We start from the raw sequence: 20,419 nt of genomic DNA, 5'->3' as shown, positions 1-20,419 counted from the left end.
GATCAGGCCCCGTCCGTCGGGGATCCGGCGCGCGGGGGATGGACCTTCGGCGGCCAGAAGTCACCGGATACGCGTGCTGGATGGTGGCCTGCCGGGGCGGCCAGTTCGGCCCGGATTTCTTGGGCTAGCCGGTACGTCATGTCCTTGCGCCAGGCGGGCATTCCGTGGACGTCGTCGTGGTAGAGCTCGTCGGGGATGGCCGCGTCCAGCGCCTCGGAGAGGGCGGCGGCCGACGTCGATGCGCCGGACAGCGCATCTAGGCGCAGCTGCACGGGGCGTTTGGTGGCTGCGGTGACGGTGAGGACCAGGCTGCCGTCGGCGTCGAGCCGTCCGATCAGCAGCACCCCGGACCGGCCCAGGTTGCTCAGGGACAACCGGCGGAAGGCCACCCGCGAGGACAGGGCCGACGCCGGGAGGCTGACGCTGCGCAGGAGCTCCCCGGGAGCAAGGCAGTTCCTCCCGTCACCGGTCACGAAGTCCAGCACGGGGACTGTGCGGCTGGCACCGCCGGGGCCCAAGACGGTGGCTGTGCCATCCAGCGCCGCGCAGAGCGAGATCATGGGTCCGGCCGGCAGTGCGGTGCACAGGTTGCCGCCCACTGTGGACATGTTCCAGATTTTGAAGGAAGCCACAAAGGAGTCGCAGCAGGGGCGGACGAGCGCCACGGCCGGCCAGTCCCCGGCCCGTTCCCGGCCGGCGTGCGAATCCGGGACCGCATACAGTTGCGCGATGGTGCAGGTTGCCGCGACCTCGATGCCCGCGGCCGAGACCGCGAGGGGTGCCCAGCCAGTGGAGCCGAGGTCCAGGAGCCGCCGGAGCGGTTCCTGGCCGAAAGCTGGACTGCCATAAGAGAAGAGCACGGTGCCCCCGGCGAGCCAGGCGTCCCCGTCGCGCCATTCGGCCGGGTCCGCGGTGCGGACCACAGCCTCAACGGTGTTCATGTCCATGGGACCTCCTGACGTTCCGGCATGCCGGCCATTATGTCGCAGGGGTCCCGGCCGGTGCGGGCGCCCCTTAGAAGCGGTCCCAGCCGGGCCGCCGCCGGCAGCACGGGCCCGTCGCCGGACCGCCAGGCGCCTAGCAGCGGGAGCAGATCCAGCATGGCCGCACGCCCCGGGCCTAGTAGTCGATCCTGGACTCGAGCGAGTTCCAGGTGGTGAACGGAGCTAGGATGGCGGGGGCCTGCGGGTCGGTGAGTTCCAGCCTGCCCACCGGCATGAGCGCGTCGCGTTGATTGCTTTCGAAGTATTCGTAGAAGACGGCGTCATCGAACCCGGCGGAGGCGGCATCGTGCCGGTCTGCGGCGAACACCACGCGCTGCACCCGCGCCCACAGCGCGGAGGCCAGGCACATGGGGCATGGCTCGCAGCTGGAGTAAAGCGTGGCCCCGCCGAGGTCGAAGGTGGCCAGTTCGCTGCACGCCCGCCGGATGGCTGTGACTTCGGCGTGCGCAGTGGGATCGTTGGTGGCGGTGACGCGGTTGACGCCGTCGAACGCCTGCCCGTCCGCGGTGACAACCACCGCACCGAACGGGCCTCCGCCGGTCAGGACGTTGGCCGTGGCCAACTCGATGGACCTGGCCAGGAACTTCTGGGCCGTAACGGTTGTAGTCATGCTGCGACTCCCTTGCTGCGGAAGCCGGTACACCGTCACGGGACGCAGGGGCCGGATGCGACGGTGACCAGTCTTCAGCATGTGCCTTGAAGGTTGCGCCTGGTAGATAGCGTCCCGGGTTCGGGCTGCCCGCCGTTGGCAAGATTGAGAGTAGCACCACGGCCCCCGCACGGCGCCCCACACCCGATGGAAGCCCAGTTTCGTCGTGTGAAATCTCTATTTCCGGATCTTCACGCCGGCGGACTACCGCCCGAAGATCGGGAGCGCGCGGAGCCAGCGGGAGAAGCCGCGGTCCTTGCGGTCGCAGTCGGCCGGAATGTAGAAGTCCGGGTCTGTACCGCCGAAAGGCAGGTACAACTCCTGGCCCGGCGCCGGAAAGTCAGGGACGGTGTCCTTCTCCTGCGAGTCCATGGACTCCTCCTCAGTCATGTGTGGCCGTTTCTTCGCCGAGGGCCGAACCACGCGATCGTGGTTCCGCTTTGCGAAAAAAATTTATTGCTATGTGGAAGAGAATAGGGGTCGACGCCGGTGGCGGTCAAGGTTCCCGGCCGGCGCAGTCACAAACCGAATTTTCGGAAAGTGATGTACACCACGCCCGGGCCGGGCTACGCTGGAAAGCAATTCGTGGCGCAGGTCACGTAACCTGGGAGCAGCAGGCAGGGTCGTAATGAGCTGACATCAACTGATGTCGGCTCTTTTTTTGTGGGCCGACGGAACGAGAAACGCGCGGGAAACAAGCGCTTAATTTCTATGTGGGACTTTGGTGCCACATACCTGACGTTGGGAATCAGACCATGAGCAACAAGATCGTCCTCGGCCACAACCAGTACGGCAAAGCGGAAGTCCGGGTCGTCAAGATCACCCGGGACACCGGCCGCCACGAGATCGAAGACCTGAACGTCACCTCGCAGCTGCGCGGGGACCTGGCGGCGGCCCACCTCGAAGGCGACAACAGCCATGTGGTGGCCACGGACACCCAAAAGAACACCATCTACGCCTTCGCCAGGGACGGCATCGGCTCCCCCGAGGCCTTCCTGCTGCGGCTGGGCAAGCACTTCACCTCAAGCTTCGACTGGATCAGCGGCGGCCGCTGGGCGGCCGAGTCTTACAAATGGGACCGGATCCAGGCCCACGGAGCCGAGCACGACCACTCCTTCGTCCGCAGCGGCCAGGAAGTCCGCACGGCCGTCCTGGTCCGCGACGGCGGTGCCGAGCACCTCATCGCCGGGCTAAAGGACCTCACCGTGCTGAAGTCGACCCAGTCCGGCTTCAGCGGCTTCCCGAGGGACAGATACACAACCCTCCAGGAGACGTCGGACCGCATCCTCGCAACGGATGTCTCCGCCCGCTGGCGCTTCAAGGCCGGCACCGACTTCGGCGCCATCGACTTCAACAAGAGCTACGACGACGTCAAGGGCCTGCTGCTCGAGGGTTTCAGCGAGAACTACTCCCACGCCCTGCAGCAGACCCTCTTCGACATGGGCGCCAAGGTCCTGGAGGCGCACGCCGAAATCGACGAGATCAAGTTTTCCATGCCCAACAAGCACCACTTCCTCGTCGACCTCTCGCCGTTCGGCCTCGACAACCCCAACGAGGTCTTCTTTGCCGCCGACCGCCCCTACGGCCTGATTGAGGCCACCGTCCAGCGTGAAGACGCCAGCCCTGCGGAAATCGCGTGGCGCGGCATCGCCGGCTTCTGCTAGAACTCCCTGCGCCGCAGGCCCTAGCTGCTGGCGCCGCCGGTCCGAACCGGCGGCGGCGCCGGCAACCGCTGTACCGGCAACCCACTACCCGTTAGCCAGACATTGTTAGCCGGACGACGACGTCCGCCATGAACCAGAAAGTCTGCCATGAACGCACGAAAGAAATTGACCGCCCGGCCGCTGCATCCGCGGTCCGGCGGCACGCCCCGCCCCGAAGACGAGCGGCTCTCCCTCGGAAGCAGCTTCGCCTATGGATTCCAGCACGTCCTGACCATGTACGGCGGCATCATCGCCGTCCCCCTGATCGTCGGCCAGGCCGCCGGGCTGGCTCCCGCAGACATCGGGATCCTGATCGCCGCGGCCCTCTTCATGGGCGGCCTGGCAACCCTCCTCCAGACCCTGGGCCTGCCGTTCTTCGGCTCCCAACTCCCCCTGGTCCAGGGTGTCTCCTTCGCCAGCGTGGCCACCATGGTCGCCATCGTCTCGGGGGGAGGCGGCATCCCCGCCGTCTTCGGCGCCGTTATTGCCTCCGCGGCCATCGGACTTTTGATCGCCCCGGTATTCTCCAAGATCGTCCGGTTCTTCCCGCCGGTGGTCACCGGAACTGTCATCACCACCATCGGCCTCACGCTGATGCCCGTGGCGGCCAACTGGGCCATGGGCGGGAACAAGAAGTCCCCGGACTACGGAAGCGTGGCCAACATCGGGCTGGCGGCTATCACCCTGGCCCTCGTCCTGCTGCTGAGCAAGGTCGGCAGCGCCACCATTTCCCGCCTGTCCATCCTGCTGGCCATGGTGATCGGAACGGGGGTCGCGGTCGTGACCGGGATGGCGGACTTCTCGAAGGTCGGCGACGGCCCGATCGCTGCCTTCCCCACACCGTTCCACCTCGGCGTGCCCACCTTCGAGGTCGCCGCCATCATCTCCATGGTGATCGTGGTTCTGGTCATCCTGACCGAGACCATGGCCGACATCCTGGCCGTCGGCGAAATCGTGGGCACCCGGGTTGACTCGAAGCGGATCGCCGCGGGCCTGCGGGCAGACATGGTATCCAGCCTCGTGGCGCCGGTCTTCGGCTCCTTCACGCAGAGCGCCTTCGCCCAGAACGTCGGCCTGGTGGCCGTCACCAAGATCAGGAGCCGTTATGTGGTCGCAGCCGGCGGCGTCATCCTCGTCCTGCTGGGCCTGCTGCCGGTGCTCGGCCGCGTAGTCGCGGCGGTTCCGACGGCGGTCCTGGGCGGTGCCGGGATCGTGCTCTTCGGCACGGTGGCCGCCAGCGGCATCCGCACCCTGGCCAAGGTGGAGTACCGGAACAACATGAACCTGATCATCGTCGCCGCCTCCATCGGCTTCGGCATGATCCCGATCGCCGCGCCGACCTTCTACGACAAGTTCCCCGCCTGGTTCAGCACCATCTTCCACTCCGGCATCAGCTCTGCAGCCCTCATGGCCATCCTGCTGAATCTGCTCTTCAACCACCTGAAGACGGGCAACTCGGAGAACCAGTCAGTGTTCGTGGCCGGAACGGGCCGGGCGATCCGCGAGGAAGACCTCAGATGCCTGGCCGAGGGCGACCGCTATGAGAACGGCAAACTCATCGACTGCGACGGTAGAGAAGTTCCGGTGGAACAGTCCACGGTCGCCGCGGACGAGCCCTAGGAAGCCGCATCGCCGGAATCGCAGAAGCTGGTGGGGCCCACAGCCGTGGGCCCCACCAGTCGCGCGTCGAAAGCGGCCCCCTTCCGGTCGGACGCCCTGGCGCTTCAGCCCTGCTTGAGCTCGTCCGAGATCGCGCGGGCGGCCTCGCGCAGCAGCGGAACGGCCTTGTCCGCGAAAGCCTGGTCAACACGGGACACGGGCCCGGAGACGGAAATGGCGGCCGGCGTCGGGGCATCCGGGATGGCCATCGCAAAGCACCGCACCCCCACCTCCTGCTCTTCCTCGTCAATGGAGTAGCCACGCTGGCGGATGAGCTTCAGGTCTTCCAGCAGCGTATCGACGTCGCCAATGCTCTTCGGGGTGGGCGTCGGCATCCCCTGGCGTCCAACGATGCCCCGGACGGTGTCGTCGTCCAGCTGGGCCAGGATCGCCTTGCCCATGCCGGTGGCATGCATGTAGCCGCGCTTACCCACCTCGGTAAACATGCGCATCGAGTGCAGCGACGGCACCTGCGCGACGTAGATGACCATGTCGGAGTCCAGAACGCCCATATTGGCCGTTTCACCCAACCGGTCCACGAGCGACTTGAGCTGGGGCCTGGCCAGCGAGCCGAGCTGCTTGTTAGCCGCCTCACCCAGGCGGATCAGGCGGGGCCCCAGCGCGTACCGGCGGTTGGGCAGCTGCCGGATGTACCCCAAGGAAACAAGGGTGCGCAGGAGCCGGTGAATGGTGGGAAGGGGCAGATCGGTGGAATTGGACAGCTCGCTGAGGGTGACCTCGCCGCCCGCATCGGTAATCAGTTCCAGAAGTTCGAAGACGCGCTCAACGGACTGCACGCCTCCCGAGGGCTTATCAGCCATAAAGATTCTCTCCTGCGCGTCGGCGTCGACATTTCTTATCCACATCGTGAAATCCAGCTGAAAATCAAAGATACAGCACCCCGACACCTGATCAATGACCCAGCAAGGGTTGTTTTTCCACTAAGCAGATAATAATATCCATAATACGAGAACATTCACGGAAGTGTGAGCGGCCCGCCACGGGCCATACCAGGAGGAACTCAATGGCGAACCCCAGCCCCGGAAATTCGATCACCCTGCGCGTGGAAGCGCCGTCCAGCTTCACCGCCACCAGCGAGCTGGCGGCAGCGGTCGGCGCAGCAGGGGCGGCCATCACCGCCCTGGACGTCACCGAATCCCACCACGAGACGCTCGTCGTCGACGTCACCTGCAACACCACCGACGACGAGCACGCGGCCCGCGTCAAGGACGCTCTCAACGCGCTCGACGGCGTGAAGGTCCAGCATGTTTCGGACCGCACCTTCCTGATGCACCTGGGCGGCAAGCTCGAGGTGGTCCCCAAGGTGGCCCTGCGCAACCGCGACGACCTCTCCCGCGCCTACACCCCCGGCGTCGCCCGCGTGTGCCTGGCGATCGCGGAGGACCCTTCCGCCGCGAGGAACCTGACAGTCAAGCGCAACACCATCGCCGTCGTCACGGACGGCTCCGCCGTCCTTGGCCTGGGCAACATCGGGCCGGCCGCCGCGCTGCCGGTCATGGAAGGCAAGGCCGCCCTCTTCAAGCAGTTCGCTAACGTCGACGCGTGGCCGGTCTGCCTCGACACCCAGGACACTGAGGAGATCATCCGGATCGTCAAGGCCATCGCCCCTGTCTACGGCGGCGTGAACCTGGAAGACATCGCCGCCCCGCGCTGCTTCGAGATCGAAAACCGGCTCCGCGAGGAACTCGACATCCCCGTCTTCCATGACGACCAGCACGGCACCGCGATCGTCACGCTCGCCGCCCTGGTCAATGCACTGCGCGTCGTGGACAAAAAACTCTCCGAGGTCAAGATCGTGGTGTCCGGCGTCGGCGCCGCGGGCTCGGCCATCATCCAGCTGCTCAAGGCGCAGGGCGCCAACCACATCATCGCCGCAGGCCGCTCGGGCGCGATCCACCACGGCGCCGAGTACGACGACGAGCACCGCAGCTGGATCGCGGAAAACACCAACGAGGCCGGCTTCTCCGGAACCCTCCACGAGGCTCTCAAGGGAGCGGACGTTTTCATCGGCGTCAGCGCCCCGCACGTGATCGGCGAAGAGCAGGTGGCGTCGATGGCCAAGGATGCGATCGTCTTTGCCATGGCCAACCCGACGCCGGAAATCGACCCGGTGATCGCGTCGAAGCACGCCGCCGTCGTCGCCACCGGCCGCAGCGACTTCCCCAACCAGATCAACAACGTGCTCGCCTTCCCGGGCTTCTTCCGCGGACTGCTCGACGCCGGCGCCGCCGACATCACGCCGTCGATGCTGGTGGCCGCCGCGAAAGCGATCGCCAACCGGGTGGCGGACGAGGAACTGAACGCCAGCTACATCATCCCCAGCGTCTTCGACCCCGAAGTTGCCGGCGACGTCGCCGCCGCCGTTGCCGCGGCGGCGCGCGAGAACTCCGCACGCGCCGCCACCCGCGCCGTTCCGGCCCACGCCTGATCCACAGCCTTATTCAAGCCCAGGAAGGACCAGAAATGGCTCTCACCGTCACCGATCCCCAACCCGTCGACCGGGCAGGGGAAATCCTGACCCCGGAGGCTCTCGCCTTCGTCGAGGAACTTCACCTCCGCTTTGCCGGAACCCGCGCCGAACTGCTCAAAGCCCGCGCGGTCAAGCGCGAGCACGTTGCCCGGACCGGGCGCCTGGATTTCCTGCCGGAGACCCAGGAAATTCGCGACGCCGACTGGAGCGTGGCGCCGGCACCGGCCGCCCTGCAGGACCGCCGGGTCGAGATGACCGGGCCGGCCGCCCCGGCCAAGATGGCCATCAACGCGCTGAACTCCGGCGCAAAGGTGTGGCTCGCCGACCTCGAGGACGCCAGCACGCCCACCTGGTCCAACGTGGTCGAATCGATCCTCAACCTCCGCGACGCCGCCGAGGGAACACTGAAGTACACCTCGCCCGAAGGCAAGGAGTACGCGCTGCGCACAGACGCCCCGCTCGCCGTTGTGGTGGCCCGGCCCCGCGGCTGGCACATGGGCGAACGGCACCTGCTGATCGGCGGGGAACACACGATCGGCGCCCTGGTGGACTTCGGCCTGCACTTCTTCCACACCGCCAAGCGGCTCCTGGAGAACGGTCACGGACCGTACTACTACCTGCCCAAGATGGAGAGCCACCTCGAGGCACGGCTGTGGAACGAGATCTTCGTCTTCGCGCAGGACTATCTCGGCATCCCGCAGGGCACCGTCCGCGCCACGGTCCTGATCGAGACCATCCCGGCGGCCTTCGAGATGGACGAGATCCTCTTCGAACTCCGCGACCACGCCTCCGGCCTGAATGCCGGACGCTGGGACTACCTGTTCAGCATCATCAAGTACTTCCGGGACGCCGGCGAGAGCTTTGTCCTTCCCGACCGGGCCAGCGTCGCCATGACCGCGCCATTCATGCGGGCCTACACCGAACTCCTGGTCAAGACCTGCCACCGCCGCGGCGCCTTTGCCATGGGCGGGATGGCGGCGGTGATCCCCAACCGGCGCGAACCCGAGGTGACCGCCCAGGCCTTCGAGAAGGTCCGGGCGGACAAGACCCGCGAGGCCAACGACGGCTTCGACGGCTCCTGGGTGGCGCACCCGGACCTGGTGCCGATCTGCCGCGAGGTGTTCGACTCAGTCCTGGGTGCGCGGCCCAACCAGCTGGACAAGCAGCGGCCCGAGGTCAGCGTCACCGCCGAGCAGCTTCTGGACATCCGTTCCGCCCAGGGCCAGGTGACCGAGGCAGGCATGCGCCTGAACCTCTACGTGGCCGTGGCCTACACCGCCGTCTGGATCTCCGGAAACGGCGCCGTGGCCATCCACAACCTGATGGAGGACGCCGCCACGGCCGAAATCTCGCGGTCCCAGGTCTGGCAGCAGATCCGCAACCACTCGGTGCTCGCCGACACCGGCCGGACCGTCACCCGCGAACTGGTGTCCGCCATCCTCGCCGAGGAGACCGAGAAGCTCCGCGGCGAGGTGGGCGAGGACGCTTTTGCGAAGCACTACCTTCCGGCCAGCCGCCTGATCGGCGACATCTGCCTGTCCGAGGACTACACCGATTTCCTCACCACCCCGGCCTACGAACTGGTGGGCTGAGGGATGGCAGCCACCTCCGCCGGCGCAGGACTACACCGAAGCAGTCAGGGACCGGTGACACCGTCCCTCTCCGGGGCCGACCTCGCCAGGATTGACGCGCAGCTCGCCGACACCGACCGGCTGCTGGAGCGCAACTACCCGGGCGATGACGGCTCCCGCCAGCCCGTGCACACCGTCTACGTTCCCGCCGACCGCTTCAGCCCGGAGTTCACCGCCGACTGGGGCGCCCAGGCCCTCGCCGCGGCGGACGCCCGCGGAGGCATCGAAAGCCTATGCGCACTGCAGGGCCAGGACGCCGACCTGGCGGCGGCCGTCGCGCCCCGGGTCCGGACCAAACTCTCAGCCCAGCCCATCGAGGACCTCCGGCTGGACTTCGAGGACGGGTTCGGGGACCGGGGCGACGACGCCGAGGACACCGCCGCTGTTGCCGCGGCGTCCGCCGTCGCCGCCGCCGTCGCCGCCGGCACCGCGCCGCCGTTCATCGGAATCCGTTTCAAGTGCTTCGAGGCCGCCACCCGGGCCCGGGGACTGCGGACCCTGGACCTCTTCGTGTCGCAGCTGGCTGCGGCCGGCGAACTCCCGGATGGGCTCATCCTCACCGTGCCCAAGGTCACCACCGTGGCGCAGGTGGAAGCCATGGCCTTCGCCGTGTCCCGGCTCGAGGACGTTCACTCGCTCCCCGCGGGCCGGCTCCGGTTCGAGGTACAGGTGGAAACGCCGCAGCTCATCCTGGGCCCGGACGGGACATCTCCGGTGGCGCGCCTGCCGCACGCGGTGCCCGGCCGGATCAGCGGGCTGCACTACGGGACGTACGACTACTCCGCGTCGCTGCAGATCTCGGCCGAATACCAGTCCATGGAACATCCCGTGGCGGACTTCGCCAAGGAAGTCATGCAGCTTGCCGTGGCCGGGACCGGCATCCGGCTCTCCGACGGCTCCACCAACATCATCCCGGTGGGCGACAACGTGGAAAAAGCCTGGCAGCTCCACGGCCGGCTGGTCCGCCGGTCGCTGGAACGCGGGTACTACCAGGGCTGGGACCTCCACCCGGCCCAGCTGCCCAGCCGGTTTGCCGCGACTTACGCCTTCTACCGGCAGGGGCTCCCCGCTGCCGCTGCCCGGCTTCGCAATTACGTGGAACAAACCGGCGGCGGCGTCATGGATGAGCCCGCCACCGCACGCGCCTTGGCAGCCTTTGTGCTGCGCGGCGTCCAATGTGGCGCTGTCGGCGCCGATGAAGTTCTGGCGCTGGCCGGCGTCGGACTTTCCCAACTCACCGAGCTGGCCCACCCGCGGCTGGCCGCTTCTTCCGCCCCCTCATCGAAAAGGACACACCCATGAGCAACTACTTTTCACCCGAAGGCGGTCTGCCGCCGCAGACCCAGCTCCTCACCGACCGCGCCGTGGTCAAGGAGGCGTACACCGTCATCCCCAAGGGGGTGCTGCGCGACATCGTCACCAGCAACCTTCCCGGCTGGACCAACACCCGGTCCTGGATCATCGCCCGGCCCATCGCCGGCTTTGCCACGACGTTCTCGCAGCTGATTGTCGAGGTGGGCCCGGGCGGCGGCAGCGACAAGCCCGAGGCAGAGGCCGGCGTCGAAGGCGTGATCTTCCTGACCAAGGGCGAGCTGACACTGACCCTCGACGGCGAAATCCACCATCTCGAGGCCGGCGGCTACGCCTACCTCGCCGCCGGCTCGGACTGGAAAGTGTCCAACGACTCCGCCGGTGAGGCCGCCAGTTTCCAGTGGATCCGCAAGGCATACGAGCCCTTGGAAGGCTTCACGGCCAAATCCTTCGTCACCCGGGACCAGGACGTCGAGCCGCGGCCCATGCCGAACACCAACGGGGCCTGGGCCACCACCCGTTTTGTGGACCCCGACGACCTCGCCCACGACATGCACGTCAACATCGTCACGTTCCAGCCCGGGGCCTCCATCCCCTTCGCCGAAACCCACGTGATGGAACACGGACTCTTCGTCCTGGAGGGCAAAGCCGTCTACCGCCTCAACGACGACTGGGTGGAAGTGGAGGCGGGCGACTTCATGTGGCTCCGGGCCTTCTGCCCGCAGGCCTGCTACGCCGGCGGCCCGGGTCCGTTCCGCTACCTGCTCTACAAGGACGTCAACCGCCAGATCCGCCTGACCTAAGGCATGTCCGCGCCGGACCGGTGCACGCAGTGCTGGTCCGCACATTGCTGCTCCAGCGAGCGCTGTTCCGCGTTGTGGTGAGTCACCCTGTGGAGTCCGCCCCGCCTGTCGGGGCGGACTCCTTCGTTGTTCCGGACTCTTTCGTGGTTCCGGGGCCGTGCGCGCCTCCGCACCAAATGAGATTCCCAAGCCCGAGGCCCTTGCGGCCCGGGCGATGCTTGCTAGCCTGAGGCTGTGAAGTACGAATCCCTGTGGATCGGAATGCTCCTTGGCGCGGCCTTCGGCTTCGCCATCGGAGTCACCACCGTCGACAAGCCGTTCACAGGCCTGCTGATCGGCCTGGGCATCGGCGCGCTCGTGGGCCTGGCAGCCCGGAAAGATCCCACGAAGCGGTAGAACCACCCTTCGCCGTATCCGCAGCACCCCCGCGCCCCTCCCGGACGTACGCCCCTTGACGCGCACCCCTTGACTCTCCTGCCCTAGCTTCCCTACACTTTTCATAAAGCAGAATCTAAATTCCACAAAGCGGAAATCGCAGGAAACGGTCTGCAAGGCAACGAAGCCCGGGATCCAGCTCCCGCCCACACCGGAAGGAACCCACAATGACGTACACCGTGAACTGCTCCATCCTCCTGACGGAGCTCCCTCTCCTGGAACGCCCGGCCGCGGCGAAGGCCGCCGGTTTTGACGCCGTCGAATTCTGGTGGCCCTTCGAGACCTCTGTCCCTACCGACGCTCAGGTCACCCGGTTCGAGAACGCCATCACCGATGCCGGCGTGCAGCTCACCGGCCTGAACTTCAATGCCGGCGACATGCCCGCCGGAGACCGGGGCCTCGTGTCCTGGAAAGGCCGCAGCGCCGAGTTCAAAGACAACATCGACGTCGTCGCCGGGATCGGCGCGCGACTCGGCTGCACCGCCTTCAACGCCCTCTACGGCAACCGCCAGGAGGAGCATTCCCCCGAGGAACAGGACGAACTGGCCGTACAGAACCTGGCCGCCGCAGCCGCCGGAGTCGCCCGGATCGACGGAACCGTCCTGCTGGAACCGGTCAGCGGCGCACCCCGCTACCCGCTGCTAACCGCGGCCGATGCTCTCGACGTCATCGCCCGGGTCAAGAACGAAACCGGCGCGGAGAACATCAAGCTCCTGGCCGACTTCTACCACCTGGCGGTCAACGGTGACGACGTCGCTGCCGTCATCGAAGGCCACGCCAAAGACTTCGGCCACATCCAGATCGCCGACAGCCCCGGCCGCGGCGCCCCCGGAACCGGGACCCTGCCGCTGGGCGAATGGATCACCCGCAGCCGCGAACTCGGCTACGAGGGCTACATCGGCCTCGAATACAAGGAACCGGCGGAAACCGCCTTCGCCTGGGCCATCCGCCAGCACGCCGCGGGCTAGCCCCACCCGCCCGCGCTAACAGACTTCAGTAAAGGAAACACAATGAGCAACGTTGCAGTGATCGGACTCGGCATCATGGGCCTGCCCATGGCCATCAACCTCGTCAAGGCCGGCCACGCGGTCACCGGCTTCAACCGGAGCCAGGACAAGATCGACAAGCTCGTCTCCGAAGGCGGCCGGGGCGCCACGAGCATCGCGGACGCCGTCAAGGACGCCGACGTCGTCATCACCATGGTCCCGGACTCCCCCGACGTCGAGGGCGTGGTCAGCGGCGCCGACGGTGTGTTCGCCAACGCCAAGCAGGGCGCGCTCTGGATCGACGCATCCAGCATCCGCCCCGACGTCGCCAAGCGTTTGGCCGACGACGGCAAAGCAGCCGGGATGCGCCCCCTCGACGCCCCGGTCTCCGGCGGGGAGCAGGGCGCCATCGACGCTGCACTGTCCATCATGGTGGGTGGCGACGCCGCTGACTTCGAAGCCGCCCAGGATGTCCTGACGGCCGTCGGCAGGACCATCGTCCACGTCGGCCCGTCCGGTTCCGGCCAGACCGTCAAGGCAGCCAACCAGCTGATCGTGGCCGTCAACATCGAGGTCCTGGCCGAGGCCATTGCCTTCCTCGAGGCCTACGGCGTGGACACGGACGCCGCCCTCAAGGTCCTCGGCGGCGGGCTGGCCGGCTCCAAGGTCCTGGACCAGAAGGGCCAGAAGATGCTGGACCGCAACTTCGACCCCGGATTCCGCCTGGCCCTGCACCACAAGGACCTCGGCATCGTCACCTCCGCTGCACGCGAAGCCAACGTCGCGGTCCCCCTCGGCGCCGTCGTCGCGCAGCTCGTCGCCGCCACCGTCAACCAGGGCGACGGCGGACTGGACCACTCGGGCCTCTTCAAGCAGGTCCTCCAGCTCAGCGGCCGAAAGTAACCCAGGCCGGAAGTAGGCAGCCCGGCGACAGGCCGGAACCAGGCAAAACAGGGCAACCGCCGTCGTACTTCACGACGGCGGCTCCCCCTCCACAACCAAAACAGACTTTCAAGGAGCACACCATGACGAAGATGCGCACTGTTGACGCAGCCGTCGCCATTCTGGAAAAGGAGGGCGCCACCGAGGCGTTCGGCCTGCCAGGGGCGGCAATCAACCCGTTCTATTCCGCGATGCGGGCCCACGGCGGCATCCGCCACACCCTGGCCCGCCACGTTGAGGGCGCCAGCCACATGGCCGACGGCTACTCCCGTGCGGCGGACGGCAACATCGGCATCTGCATCGGCACGTCCGGTCCCGCCGGCACGGACATGATCACGGGGCTGTACGCAGCCTGGGCGGATTCGATCCCGATGCTCTGCATCACCGGTCAGGCCCCGGTCGCCAAGCTGCACAAGGAAGACTTCCAGGCCGTGGATATCGAGTCCATCGCCAAGCCCGTCACCAAGATGGCCATGACCGTCCTGGAGCCCGGCCAGGTTCCCGGCGCCTTCCAGAAGGCTTTCCAGCTGATGCGCTCTGGCCGCCCGGGCCCGGTGCTGCTGGACCTGCCGATCGACGTTCAGATGGCCGAAATCGAGTTCGACATCGAGACGTACGAGCCGCTGCCCGTGGAAAAGCCGAAGGCCAGCCGCAAGCAGTTGGAAAAGGCCTTCGACATGCTGACGGCCGGCGAACGCCCGCTGATCGTGGCCGGCGGCGGCATCATCAACGCCGGCGCCTCCGAGCAGCTGGTGGAACTGGCCGAACTGCTGGGCGTTCCGGTCATCCCCACCCTGATGGGCTGGGGCGCGATCCCGGACGACCACGCCTTGATGGCCGGCATGGTGGGCCTGCAGACCAGCCACCGCTACGGAAACGAGAACTACCTGCGCAGCGACTTCGTGATCGGCATCGGCAACCGCTGGGCCAACCGCCACACCGGCGGCCTGGACACCTACACGGCCGGCCGCAAGTTCGTGCACATCGATATCGAGCCCACCCAGATCGGCCGCGTGTTCTCGCCGGACCTGGGCATCGCCTCCGACGCCGGCGCGGCCCTGGCGGGGCTGGTCGAACTCGCCCGCGAGCGCAAGGCTGCCGGCACCCTGCCGGACTACAGCGCCTGGGCGGCCGAGTGCGCCGGACGCAAGGCCAGCCTGCACCGCAAGACGCACTTCGAGAACATCCCGATCAAGCCGCAGCGTGTGTACGAGGAGATGAACAAGTCTTTCGGCAAGGACACCACCTATGTGTCCACCATCGGCCTGTCGCAGATCGCCGGCGCCCAGATGCTGCACGTGTTCGGCCCCCGCAAGTGGATCAACGCCGGCCAGGCCGGTCCGTTGGGCTGGACCGCCCCGGCCGCCCTCGGCGTTGTCCGCGGCAAGCCGGACGAGACCGTCGTTGCCCTGTCCGGTGACTACGATTTCCAGTTCATGATCGAGGAACTGGCCGTGGGCGCGCAGTTCAACCTGCCTTACATCCACGTGGTGGTCAACAACTCCTATCTGGGCCTGATCCGCCAGTCGCAGCGCGGCTTCAACATGGAACAGAACGTGTCCCTGGCGTTCGAGAACATCAACTCCACTGATCTCTCGGCAACGGCAAGCGGCTACGGCGTGGACCACGTCAAGGTGGCCGAAGGCCTGGGCTGCAAGGCCGTCCGAGTGGAGGACCCCAACGACCTGGCGTCCGCTTTCGACAAGGCCAAGGCGCTGGCCGGCGAGTTCAAGGTTCCTGTGGTGGTGGAAGTGATCCTGGAAAAGATCACCAACATCTCCATGGGTGTGGAGATCAACGCGGTCAACGAGTTCGAGGAACTGGCCGAGACCAGCGCCGACGCCCCCACCGCCATCCTGGCGATGCAGGCCTGAGATGCGGGTGGTCATAGCGCCGGACAAGTTCAAAGGCTCGCTCTCGGCCCCGGACGTTGCCCGGCACGTTGAAAATGGGCTCCAACGGGCCTGTGGCGGCAATCTTGAGGTCCTCAGGATTCCCGTTGCCGACGGCGGCGAGGGCACCCTCGATGCCGCCGTCGGCTCCGGGTTCGGCCGCCGGAGCGCCGTCGTCAGCGGCCCCACCGGCGAGCCGGTCCGCGCGGACTTCGCCGTCCGCGGCCGCGTTGCCGTCATCGAGATGGCCACCGCCTCCGGGCTCGCCGTGCTGCCCGGCAGCCCCGCCGGTGCAGCGCCGGATTCGGCGAGCGCCACCGGCGCCAGCAGCCTGGGCACCGGCGAACTGATCCGCGCAGCGCTCGACGCCGGGTGTCGGCAGATCGTCCTCGGGGTCGGCGGGAGCGCCAACACCGACGGCGGCGCCGGCGTCCTGCAGGGTCTTGGCGCCAGGTTGCTCGACGCCGACGGCCGTGAGCTGCCGCTCGGCGGGGCAGCCCTGGCCCGGCTGGCTTGGATCGACTTCTCCGGATTCGACTCCCGTCTGGACGAGGCACGTTTCGTGCTCGCCAGCGACGTCGACAACCCGTTGCTCGGACCCTCCGGCGCCGCACACATCTTCGGCCCGCAAAAGGGCGCCACCCCCGCCGACGTCGGGCTCCTGGATGCAGCTCTGTCCCACTTCGTGCAGGTCCTGACATCCGAGATCGGCCCCCGGGCGCTCCGGGCGGCCGAGGCTCCGGGCGCGGGCGCAGCCGGCGGCGTGGGCTACGCGGCGATCGCGGCATTGGCCGCGGCCCGCCGGCCCGGCATCGACGTCGTCCTCGAATTCACCGGACTGGCAGACCGGCTGTCCGGAGCGGACCTGGTGATCACAGGCGAAGGCAGCCTGGACGAGCAGACGCTGCTGGGCAAGACTCCCGCGGGCGTTGCCCGGGCGGCCCGGCGCGCCGGAGTCCCGGTCGTCGCGGTCTGCGGCCGCACCACCCTGACATCCGAGCAGCAGCAGGAATCCGGATTCCGGGAGGTCTACCCGCTGACTTCTCTGGAGGCCAGCTTGGAAACATGTATAGCCGAAGCAGGTCCCCTGCTTGAACAATTAGGACAGCGCATCGGCGCGGAACTGCCGGGCCTGGTCCCGGCCGGGACCGCGCCGGCGAAAAGTGCCCGCAAAAAGGAGCCCCTCAATGTCTGAAGAACGCTTTGACCTCGTCATCCGGGGACGGCGCATCCTCACCACCGCCGGCATCGCCGCTCGTGAAGTTGGGGTGCGAGGCGGCAAAATCGTCGCAATCGAGCCCTTGGGCAACGGTCTTGCCGGCGCAGAAGTGATTGAACTTGCCGACGACGAAACCCTGCTGCCGGGCCTCGTGGACACCCACGTCCATGTCAACGAGCCCGGTCGCACCGAATGGGAAGGCTTCGCCTCCGCCACCCGGGCAGCCGCGGCCGGCGGCGTGACCACCATTATCGACATGCCGCTGAATTCCATCCCGCCCACTACCACCGTCGAAGGGCTCAAGCTCAAGCGCGAGGTGGCCGAAGACCAGGCGTTCGTAGACGTCGGGTTCTGGGGCGGTGCCGTGCCGGGGAACAAGGCCGAGCTGCGCGGCCTCCACGACGAGGGCGTGTTCGGCTTCAAATGCTTCCTGCTGCACTCGGGCGTGGACGAGTTCCCGCACCTGGACGCTGACGAGATGGAAGAGGACATGGCCGAGCTCAAGGCCTTTGACTCGCTCATGATCGTCCATGCCGAGGACTCGCACGCGATAGACCGGGCACCCCACCCGGGCGGCGACCATTACTCGACGTTCCTGGCCTCCCGCCCACGCGGCGCCGAGAACAAGGCCATCGCCGAGGTCATCGAACGGGCCCGCTGGACCGGCGCCCGCGCCCACATCCTGCACCTCTCATCCTCCGACGCCTTGCCCATGATCGCCAGCGCCAAGCGCGACGGCGTCCACCTCACGGTGGAGACCTGCCCGCATTACCTGACCCTCATGGCCGAGGAAATCCCCGACGGGGCCACCGCCTACAAGTGCTGCCCGCCGATCCGCGAGGCCTCCAACCGCGAGCTGCTCTGGGCAGGCCTGCAGGACGGCACCATAGACTGCATCGTCTCGGACCACTCCCCGTCCACCCTTGACCTGAAAGACTTGGAAAACGGGGACTTCGCGGTGGCCTGGGGCGGCGTTTCCTCACTGCAGCTGGGCCTCTCCCTGATCTGGACCGAGGCCCGGCACCGCGGCATCCCCCTGGAACAGGTGGTCTCGTGGATGGCCGAGAAGCCGGCCGCACTGGCACGCCTCTCCAACAAGGGCCAGCTCGCGCTGGGGTACGACGCCGACTTCGCCGTCTTTGCCCCGGACGAGGCGTACGTCGTGGATGTCTCCAAGCTCAAGCACAAGAACCCCATCACCCCGTACGACGGCAAGGCGCTCTCCGGCGTTGTCCGGCAGACTTACCTCCGCGGCACCCTGGTTGACGGCCGGACTCCGACCGGCAAGCTGATCCGCCGCGGCGGCGTATGAGCCAGCCGGCCGCGGCCGGCCCGGCACACGCGGCTTACGGACAGCGCGGCCCGGTTGGCCGGACCGGGCCTGTCGGCCGGGTCGGACGGCCTGGACAGATCGGACGAGCTGGACAGGCCGGCCTCACCGCGAAGGGGCTGGCCGTCTGGGTCACCCTGCCGGACAACGCCGACTGTGACCCGGCCGTCCTGGCCCGGGCGGCCGAACTCGTGCTTGGCCGCGCCCTCAGATGTGCCCCGGAGGCGGAAGTCCACTTTAGGCCCGCCGCCGGGGCAGCAACGTCCGCCGTCGTCCGATCCCCCGGAGAGGACGGCACCCCGGCGGGAACCGCACCGGAGGTTCCCGCCGGAGCCGAACTTCCTGTCTGGACTGAACTGCTTGCCAGGGCTGACGACGACGGCGGGGCGGCAGGCGACGGCGGGGCGCCGCTGGCGCCTGCCCCCGGCAACATCGCCCGGCTCGCCGTCGACCTCGCGGCCGGGGAGGCCAGGCTCGACGGCGAGCGGGTGCCCCTGACGGACGTGGAGTTCGCCCTCCTGAGATGCCTCGTGCAGAACTGCTCCCGCACGGTAACCCGGCAGGACCTGCAGCATTGCCTCGACGGGTTCGACACCCCTGGTGCGGCCACCCGGTCTATCGATGTGTACGTCGGCCGGGTGCGCCGGAAGCTCAAGGGCTGCCGGCACGCCCTCGTCACCGTCCGCAGCGGCGGCTACCGCTTCGTCCCCGGTCCGCTGGCCACCGTCCGCGGACCAGCGGAATACAGCATCTGACCCGGATTAGCCCGCCGCTGCCACCGACCCCTCGATGGAAGGAACTTCATGCAACGCACCGTAACCAACAAGCTGCACGCCCCCACCCGACTGCAGTCCGGCGCCCCGGCCCCCGGGTTTACGCTGCCCGACTCCGCGGGGCGCCGGATTTCGCTGTCCGATTACCGCGGCAAGAACGTCATCATCTACTTCTACCCCCGCGCCGCCACCCCCGGCTGCACCGCGGAGGCCTGCGATTTCCGCGACAGCTTTGCCGCACTCCAAGGTGCGGGCTTCGAGGTCCTGGGCATCTCCCCCGACGCACGGGAGGACCTGGCCGCCTTCGCGGCCGAGCATGCCCTGACCTTCCCGCTGCTCGCGGACCAAGACCACGCCACAGCCCTGGCATACGGGGCCTGGGGCGAGAAGCTGGTGGACGGCGAAGTCCACGAAGGAACCCTCAGGTCCACAATTGTGGTGGGCCAGGACGGCAACGTGTTCCTGGCCCAGTACCGGGTCGGCGCGGAGGGCCACGTGCGGGCCCTCCGGGAGGAGCTGGGCGTCTAAGCGCCGGACGACTGCTCCACCGCCTTCGGCTTTCCGCCACGGTTTCGGCCAGGGGCGCCGCGGATCCCCGGTGCCGCGGTCTGATTCCGCCGCGGATTTCCGAAGGCACCGAACGGGCCCTCACGCGCGGCCTAAAAAAGGGCGCCCGCAACGGCCTGCGTCAGCTGATGGATCACTTCGGTGCGTTCGGGAATGTCGCTTTCATCCTGGCCCTTGGTGTAGATCACGAGGGCGTAGGCGGTGCTGCCCTGGGCCAGGATCGCGGCATCGTGAAGCTCATCGCCGAGGAGGCCGTACTTGTGGAAAACCGTGATGCCCTCCGGAACGGCCGCTGGAATCAGCGTTTCGTAGTTGGTGTCCTGCATATAGGACAGCAGCTGCGCGGTGTCCCCGGCGTTCAGGAGCGTGCCGGAGTAGACGCCGGAGATGATGGTCGCCATTTCCGCCGGCGTCAGTGTATTGGTTTCGGGGTCGTAGCTCACGCCTAGCGATGCCGCGTACTCCGTCAGCTCCTCGTGGCCCACGGCATCCATGATCAGCGACCAGGAGTCGTTGTCGCTTTGCTGGATCATCTCCCGGAGCTGGAATCCGGCGGTGTAGCTCCCCATCGGGTCCTCGAGGCTGGCATCCCCGGTTTCGACCAGATGGTAGAAGGCCGCCGCTGCCAGGACCTTGGCCGTGCTGGCCGCCACGAACTTCTCCTGGACACCGTATTCGTGGGCGTCCGCAGAGCCTGCGCCCTTGGAAAGATCGACCAGCGCCACGCCGAACTGGTACTGGCTGTTGGCCGCGATGATGGCATTGACCTTTGCGTCGAGCGCCGCGTCGATGGACCCGGCCGGCGGGGACGGGGCAGACTTTCGGGCCGCCGCGTCCAGCCCCGCCGGGGCCGGGTTGCTGGCCTGGGCCGTCGTCGGAGCTGATGGCGCGGCCGACGCCGCCGCGAGATTCGCCGCCGTGCGGGCTTGGGCGGAGGAGTAAATCCCTGTCGCCAGCGCGAGTGCCAGCACCGCGGCGACGGCTGCGAGGATCACGGCCCGGACCCGGCGAGGCGCCCGCCCCC

General features: G+C 67.6%; 19 protein-coding genes. 14 read left to right on the top strand and 5 right to left on the bottom strand.

The window, feature by feature from the left end:
• Window positions 1-2 precede the first annotated feature (2 nt).
• The 3 genes from C8D78_RS15480 to C8D78_RS15470 all read right to left on the bottom strand — a co-directional run bounded on the left by C8D78_RS15480 (window position 3) and on the right by C8D78_RS15470 (window position 2,043).
• Window positions 3-947, bottom strand: a complete 945-nt coding sequence (locus tag C8D78_RS15480; protein WP_120954746.1) for an FAD binding domain-containing protein — start codon at window positions 945-947, stop codon at window positions 3-5.
• 172 nt (window positions 948-1,119) lie between these two features.
• The gene (locus C8D78_RS15475; RefSeq protein WP_120954745.1) at window positions 1,120-1,614 is read right to left on the bottom strand and encodes a nucleoside deaminase; all 495 of its coding nucleotides are present in this window, start codon (window positions 1,612-1,614) and stop codon (window positions 1,120-1,122) included.
• Window positions 1,615-1,857: 243 nt separating this feature from the next.
• The gene (locus C8D78_RS15470) at window positions 1,858-2,043 is read right to left on the bottom strand and encodes a hypothetical protein (RefSeq protein ID WP_120954744.1); all 186 of its coding nucleotides are present in this window, start codon (window positions 2,041-2,043) and stop codon (window positions 1,858-1,860) included.
• Window positions 2,044-2,408: 365 nt separating this feature from the next.
• Here C8D78_RS15470 and pucL point away from each other — a divergent pair, with 365 nt between their 5' ends.
• Together pucL and C8D78_RS15460 are read left to right on the top strand one after the other, a co-directional pair.
• Window positions 2,409-3,317 carry a factor-independent urate hydroxylase gene (pucL, locus tag C8D78_RS15465; protein WP_120954743.1) on the top strand — a complete coding sequence of 303 codons (909 nt, stop codon included), beginning with the start codon at window positions 2,409-2,411 and terminating at the stop codon, window positions 3,315-3,317.
• Between the two features lie 147 nt (window positions 3,318-3,464).
• Entirely contained in the window at window positions 3,465-4,976 is a 1,512-nt protein-coding gene (locus C8D78_RS15460; protein ID WP_120954742.1) for a nucleobase:cation symporter-2 family protein, read from the top strand.
• A gap of 104 nt (window positions 4,977-5,080) precedes the next feature.
• On the opposite strand, the gene C8D78_RS15455 is transcribed toward C8D78_RS15460, so the two are convergent.
• Window positions 5,081-5,836, bottom strand: a complete 756-nt coding sequence (locus tag C8D78_RS15455; protein ID WP_120954741.1) for an IclR family transcriptional regulator — start codon at window positions 5,834-5,836, stop codon at window positions 5,081-5,083.
• A gap of 203 nt (window positions 5,837-6,039) precedes the next feature.
• Between C8D78_RS15455 and C8D78_RS15450 the strand changes: the two genes are divergently transcribed.
• From C8D78_RS15450 to C8D78_RS15400, 12 genes are all read left to right on the top strand, one after another.
• On the top strand, window positions 6,040-7,464 hold the full coding sequence (locus C8D78_RS15450; RefSeq protein WP_120954740.1) for an NAD-dependent malic enzyme: 1,425 nt from the start codon (window positions 6,040-6,042) through the stop codon (window positions 7,462-7,464).
• Between the two features lie 35 nt (window positions 7,465-7,499).
• Window positions 7,500-9,098 carry a malate synthase A gene (aceB, locus tag C8D78_RS15445; RefSeq protein ID WP_120954739.1) on the top strand — a complete coding sequence of 533 codons (1,599 nt, stop codon included), beginning with the start codon at window positions 7,500-7,502 and terminating at the stop codon, window positions 9,096-9,098.
• Between the two features lie 54 nt (window positions 9,099-9,152).
• Window positions 9,153-10,439 (top strand): DUF6986 family protein, encoded by a 1,287-nt coding sequence (locus tag C8D78_RS15440; protein WP_208641977.1) that lies wholly within the window; start codon window positions 9,153-9,155, stop codon window positions 10,437-10,439.
• Window positions 10,436-11,251 carry a bifunctional allantoicase/(S)-ureidoglycine aminohydrolase gene (locus C8D78_RS15435; protein ID WP_116767195.1) on the top strand — a complete coding sequence of 272 codons (816 nt, stop codon included), beginning with the start codon at window positions 10,436-10,438 and terminating at the stop codon, window positions 11,249-11,251. The genes C8D78_RS15440 and C8D78_RS15435 overlap by 4 nt, the downstream gene beginning before the upstream one ends.
• A 234-nt stretch (window positions 11,252-11,485) precedes the next feature.
• Complete coding sequence (locus C8D78_RS19755) at window positions 11,486-11,647, top strand: hypothetical protein (protein ID WP_167467921.1); 162 nt, start codon at window positions 11,486-11,488, stop codon at window positions 11,645-11,647.
• A gap of 206 nt (window positions 11,648-11,853) precedes the next feature.
• Entirely contained in the window at window positions 11,854-12,654 is an 801-nt protein-coding gene (locus tag C8D78_RS15430; protein WP_120954737.1) for a hydroxypyruvate isomerase family protein, read from the top strand.
• Between the two features lie 42 nt (window positions 12,655-12,696).
• Complete coding sequence (locus tag C8D78_RS15425; protein ID WP_120954736.1) at window positions 12,697-13,575, top strand: 2-hydroxy-3-oxopropionate reductase; 879 nt, start codon at window positions 12,697-12,699, stop codon at window positions 13,573-13,575.
• A gap of 122 nt (window positions 13,576-13,697) precedes the next feature.
• Window positions 13,698-15,488 (top strand): glyoxylate carboligase, encoded by a 1,791-nt coding sequence (gene gcl / locus C8D78_RS15420; protein WP_120954735.1) that lies wholly within the window; start codon window positions 13,698-13,700, stop codon window positions 15,486-15,488.
• 1 nt (window position 15,489) lies between these two features.
• Window positions 15,490-16,701, top strand: a complete 1,212-nt coding sequence (locus C8D78_RS15415; protein ID WP_120954734.1) for a glycerate kinase — start codon at window positions 15,490-15,492, stop codon at window positions 16,699-16,701.
• Window positions 16,694-18,037, top strand: a complete 1,344-nt coding sequence (gene allB / locus C8D78_RS15410; RefSeq protein WP_120954733.1) for an allantoinase AllB — start codon at window positions 16,694-16,696, stop codon at window positions 18,035-18,037. Before C8D78_RS15415 ends, allB begins: the two co-directional genes overlap by 8 nt.
• Window positions 18,034-18,810 carry a winged helix-turn-helix domain-containing protein gene (locus tag C8D78_RS15405; protein ID WP_120954732.1) on the top strand — a complete coding sequence of 259 codons (777 nt, stop codon included), beginning with the start codon at window positions 18,034-18,036 and terminating at the stop codon, window positions 18,808-18,810. Before allB ends, C8D78_RS15405 begins: the two co-directional genes overlap by 4 nt.
• A 48-nt stretch (window positions 18,811-18,858) precedes the next feature.
• Complete coding sequence (locus C8D78_RS15400) at window positions 18,859-19,356, top strand: peroxiredoxin (protein WP_120954731.1); 498 nt, start codon at window positions 18,859-18,861, stop codon at window positions 19,354-19,356.
• 131 nt (window positions 19,357-19,487) lie between these two features.
• Here C8D78_RS15400 and C8D78_RS15395 read toward each other — a convergent pair whose 3' ends face one another.
• The gene (locus tag C8D78_RS15395; RefSeq protein WP_120954730.1) at window positions 19,488-20,390 is read right to left on the bottom strand and encodes a serine hydrolase; all 903 of its coding nucleotides are present in this window, start codon (window positions 20,388-20,390) and stop codon (window positions 19,488-19,490) included.
• Window positions 20,391-20,419: the final 29 nt, after the last annotated feature.

The organism is Arthrobacter oryzae (assembly GCF_003634095.1).
Classification (GTDB): domain Bacteria; phylum Actinomycetota; class Actinomycetes; order Actinomycetales; family Micrococcaceae; genus Arthrobacter; species Arthrobacter oryzae.
This window is presented reverse-complemented; position numbering and strand designations above follow the sequence as displayed.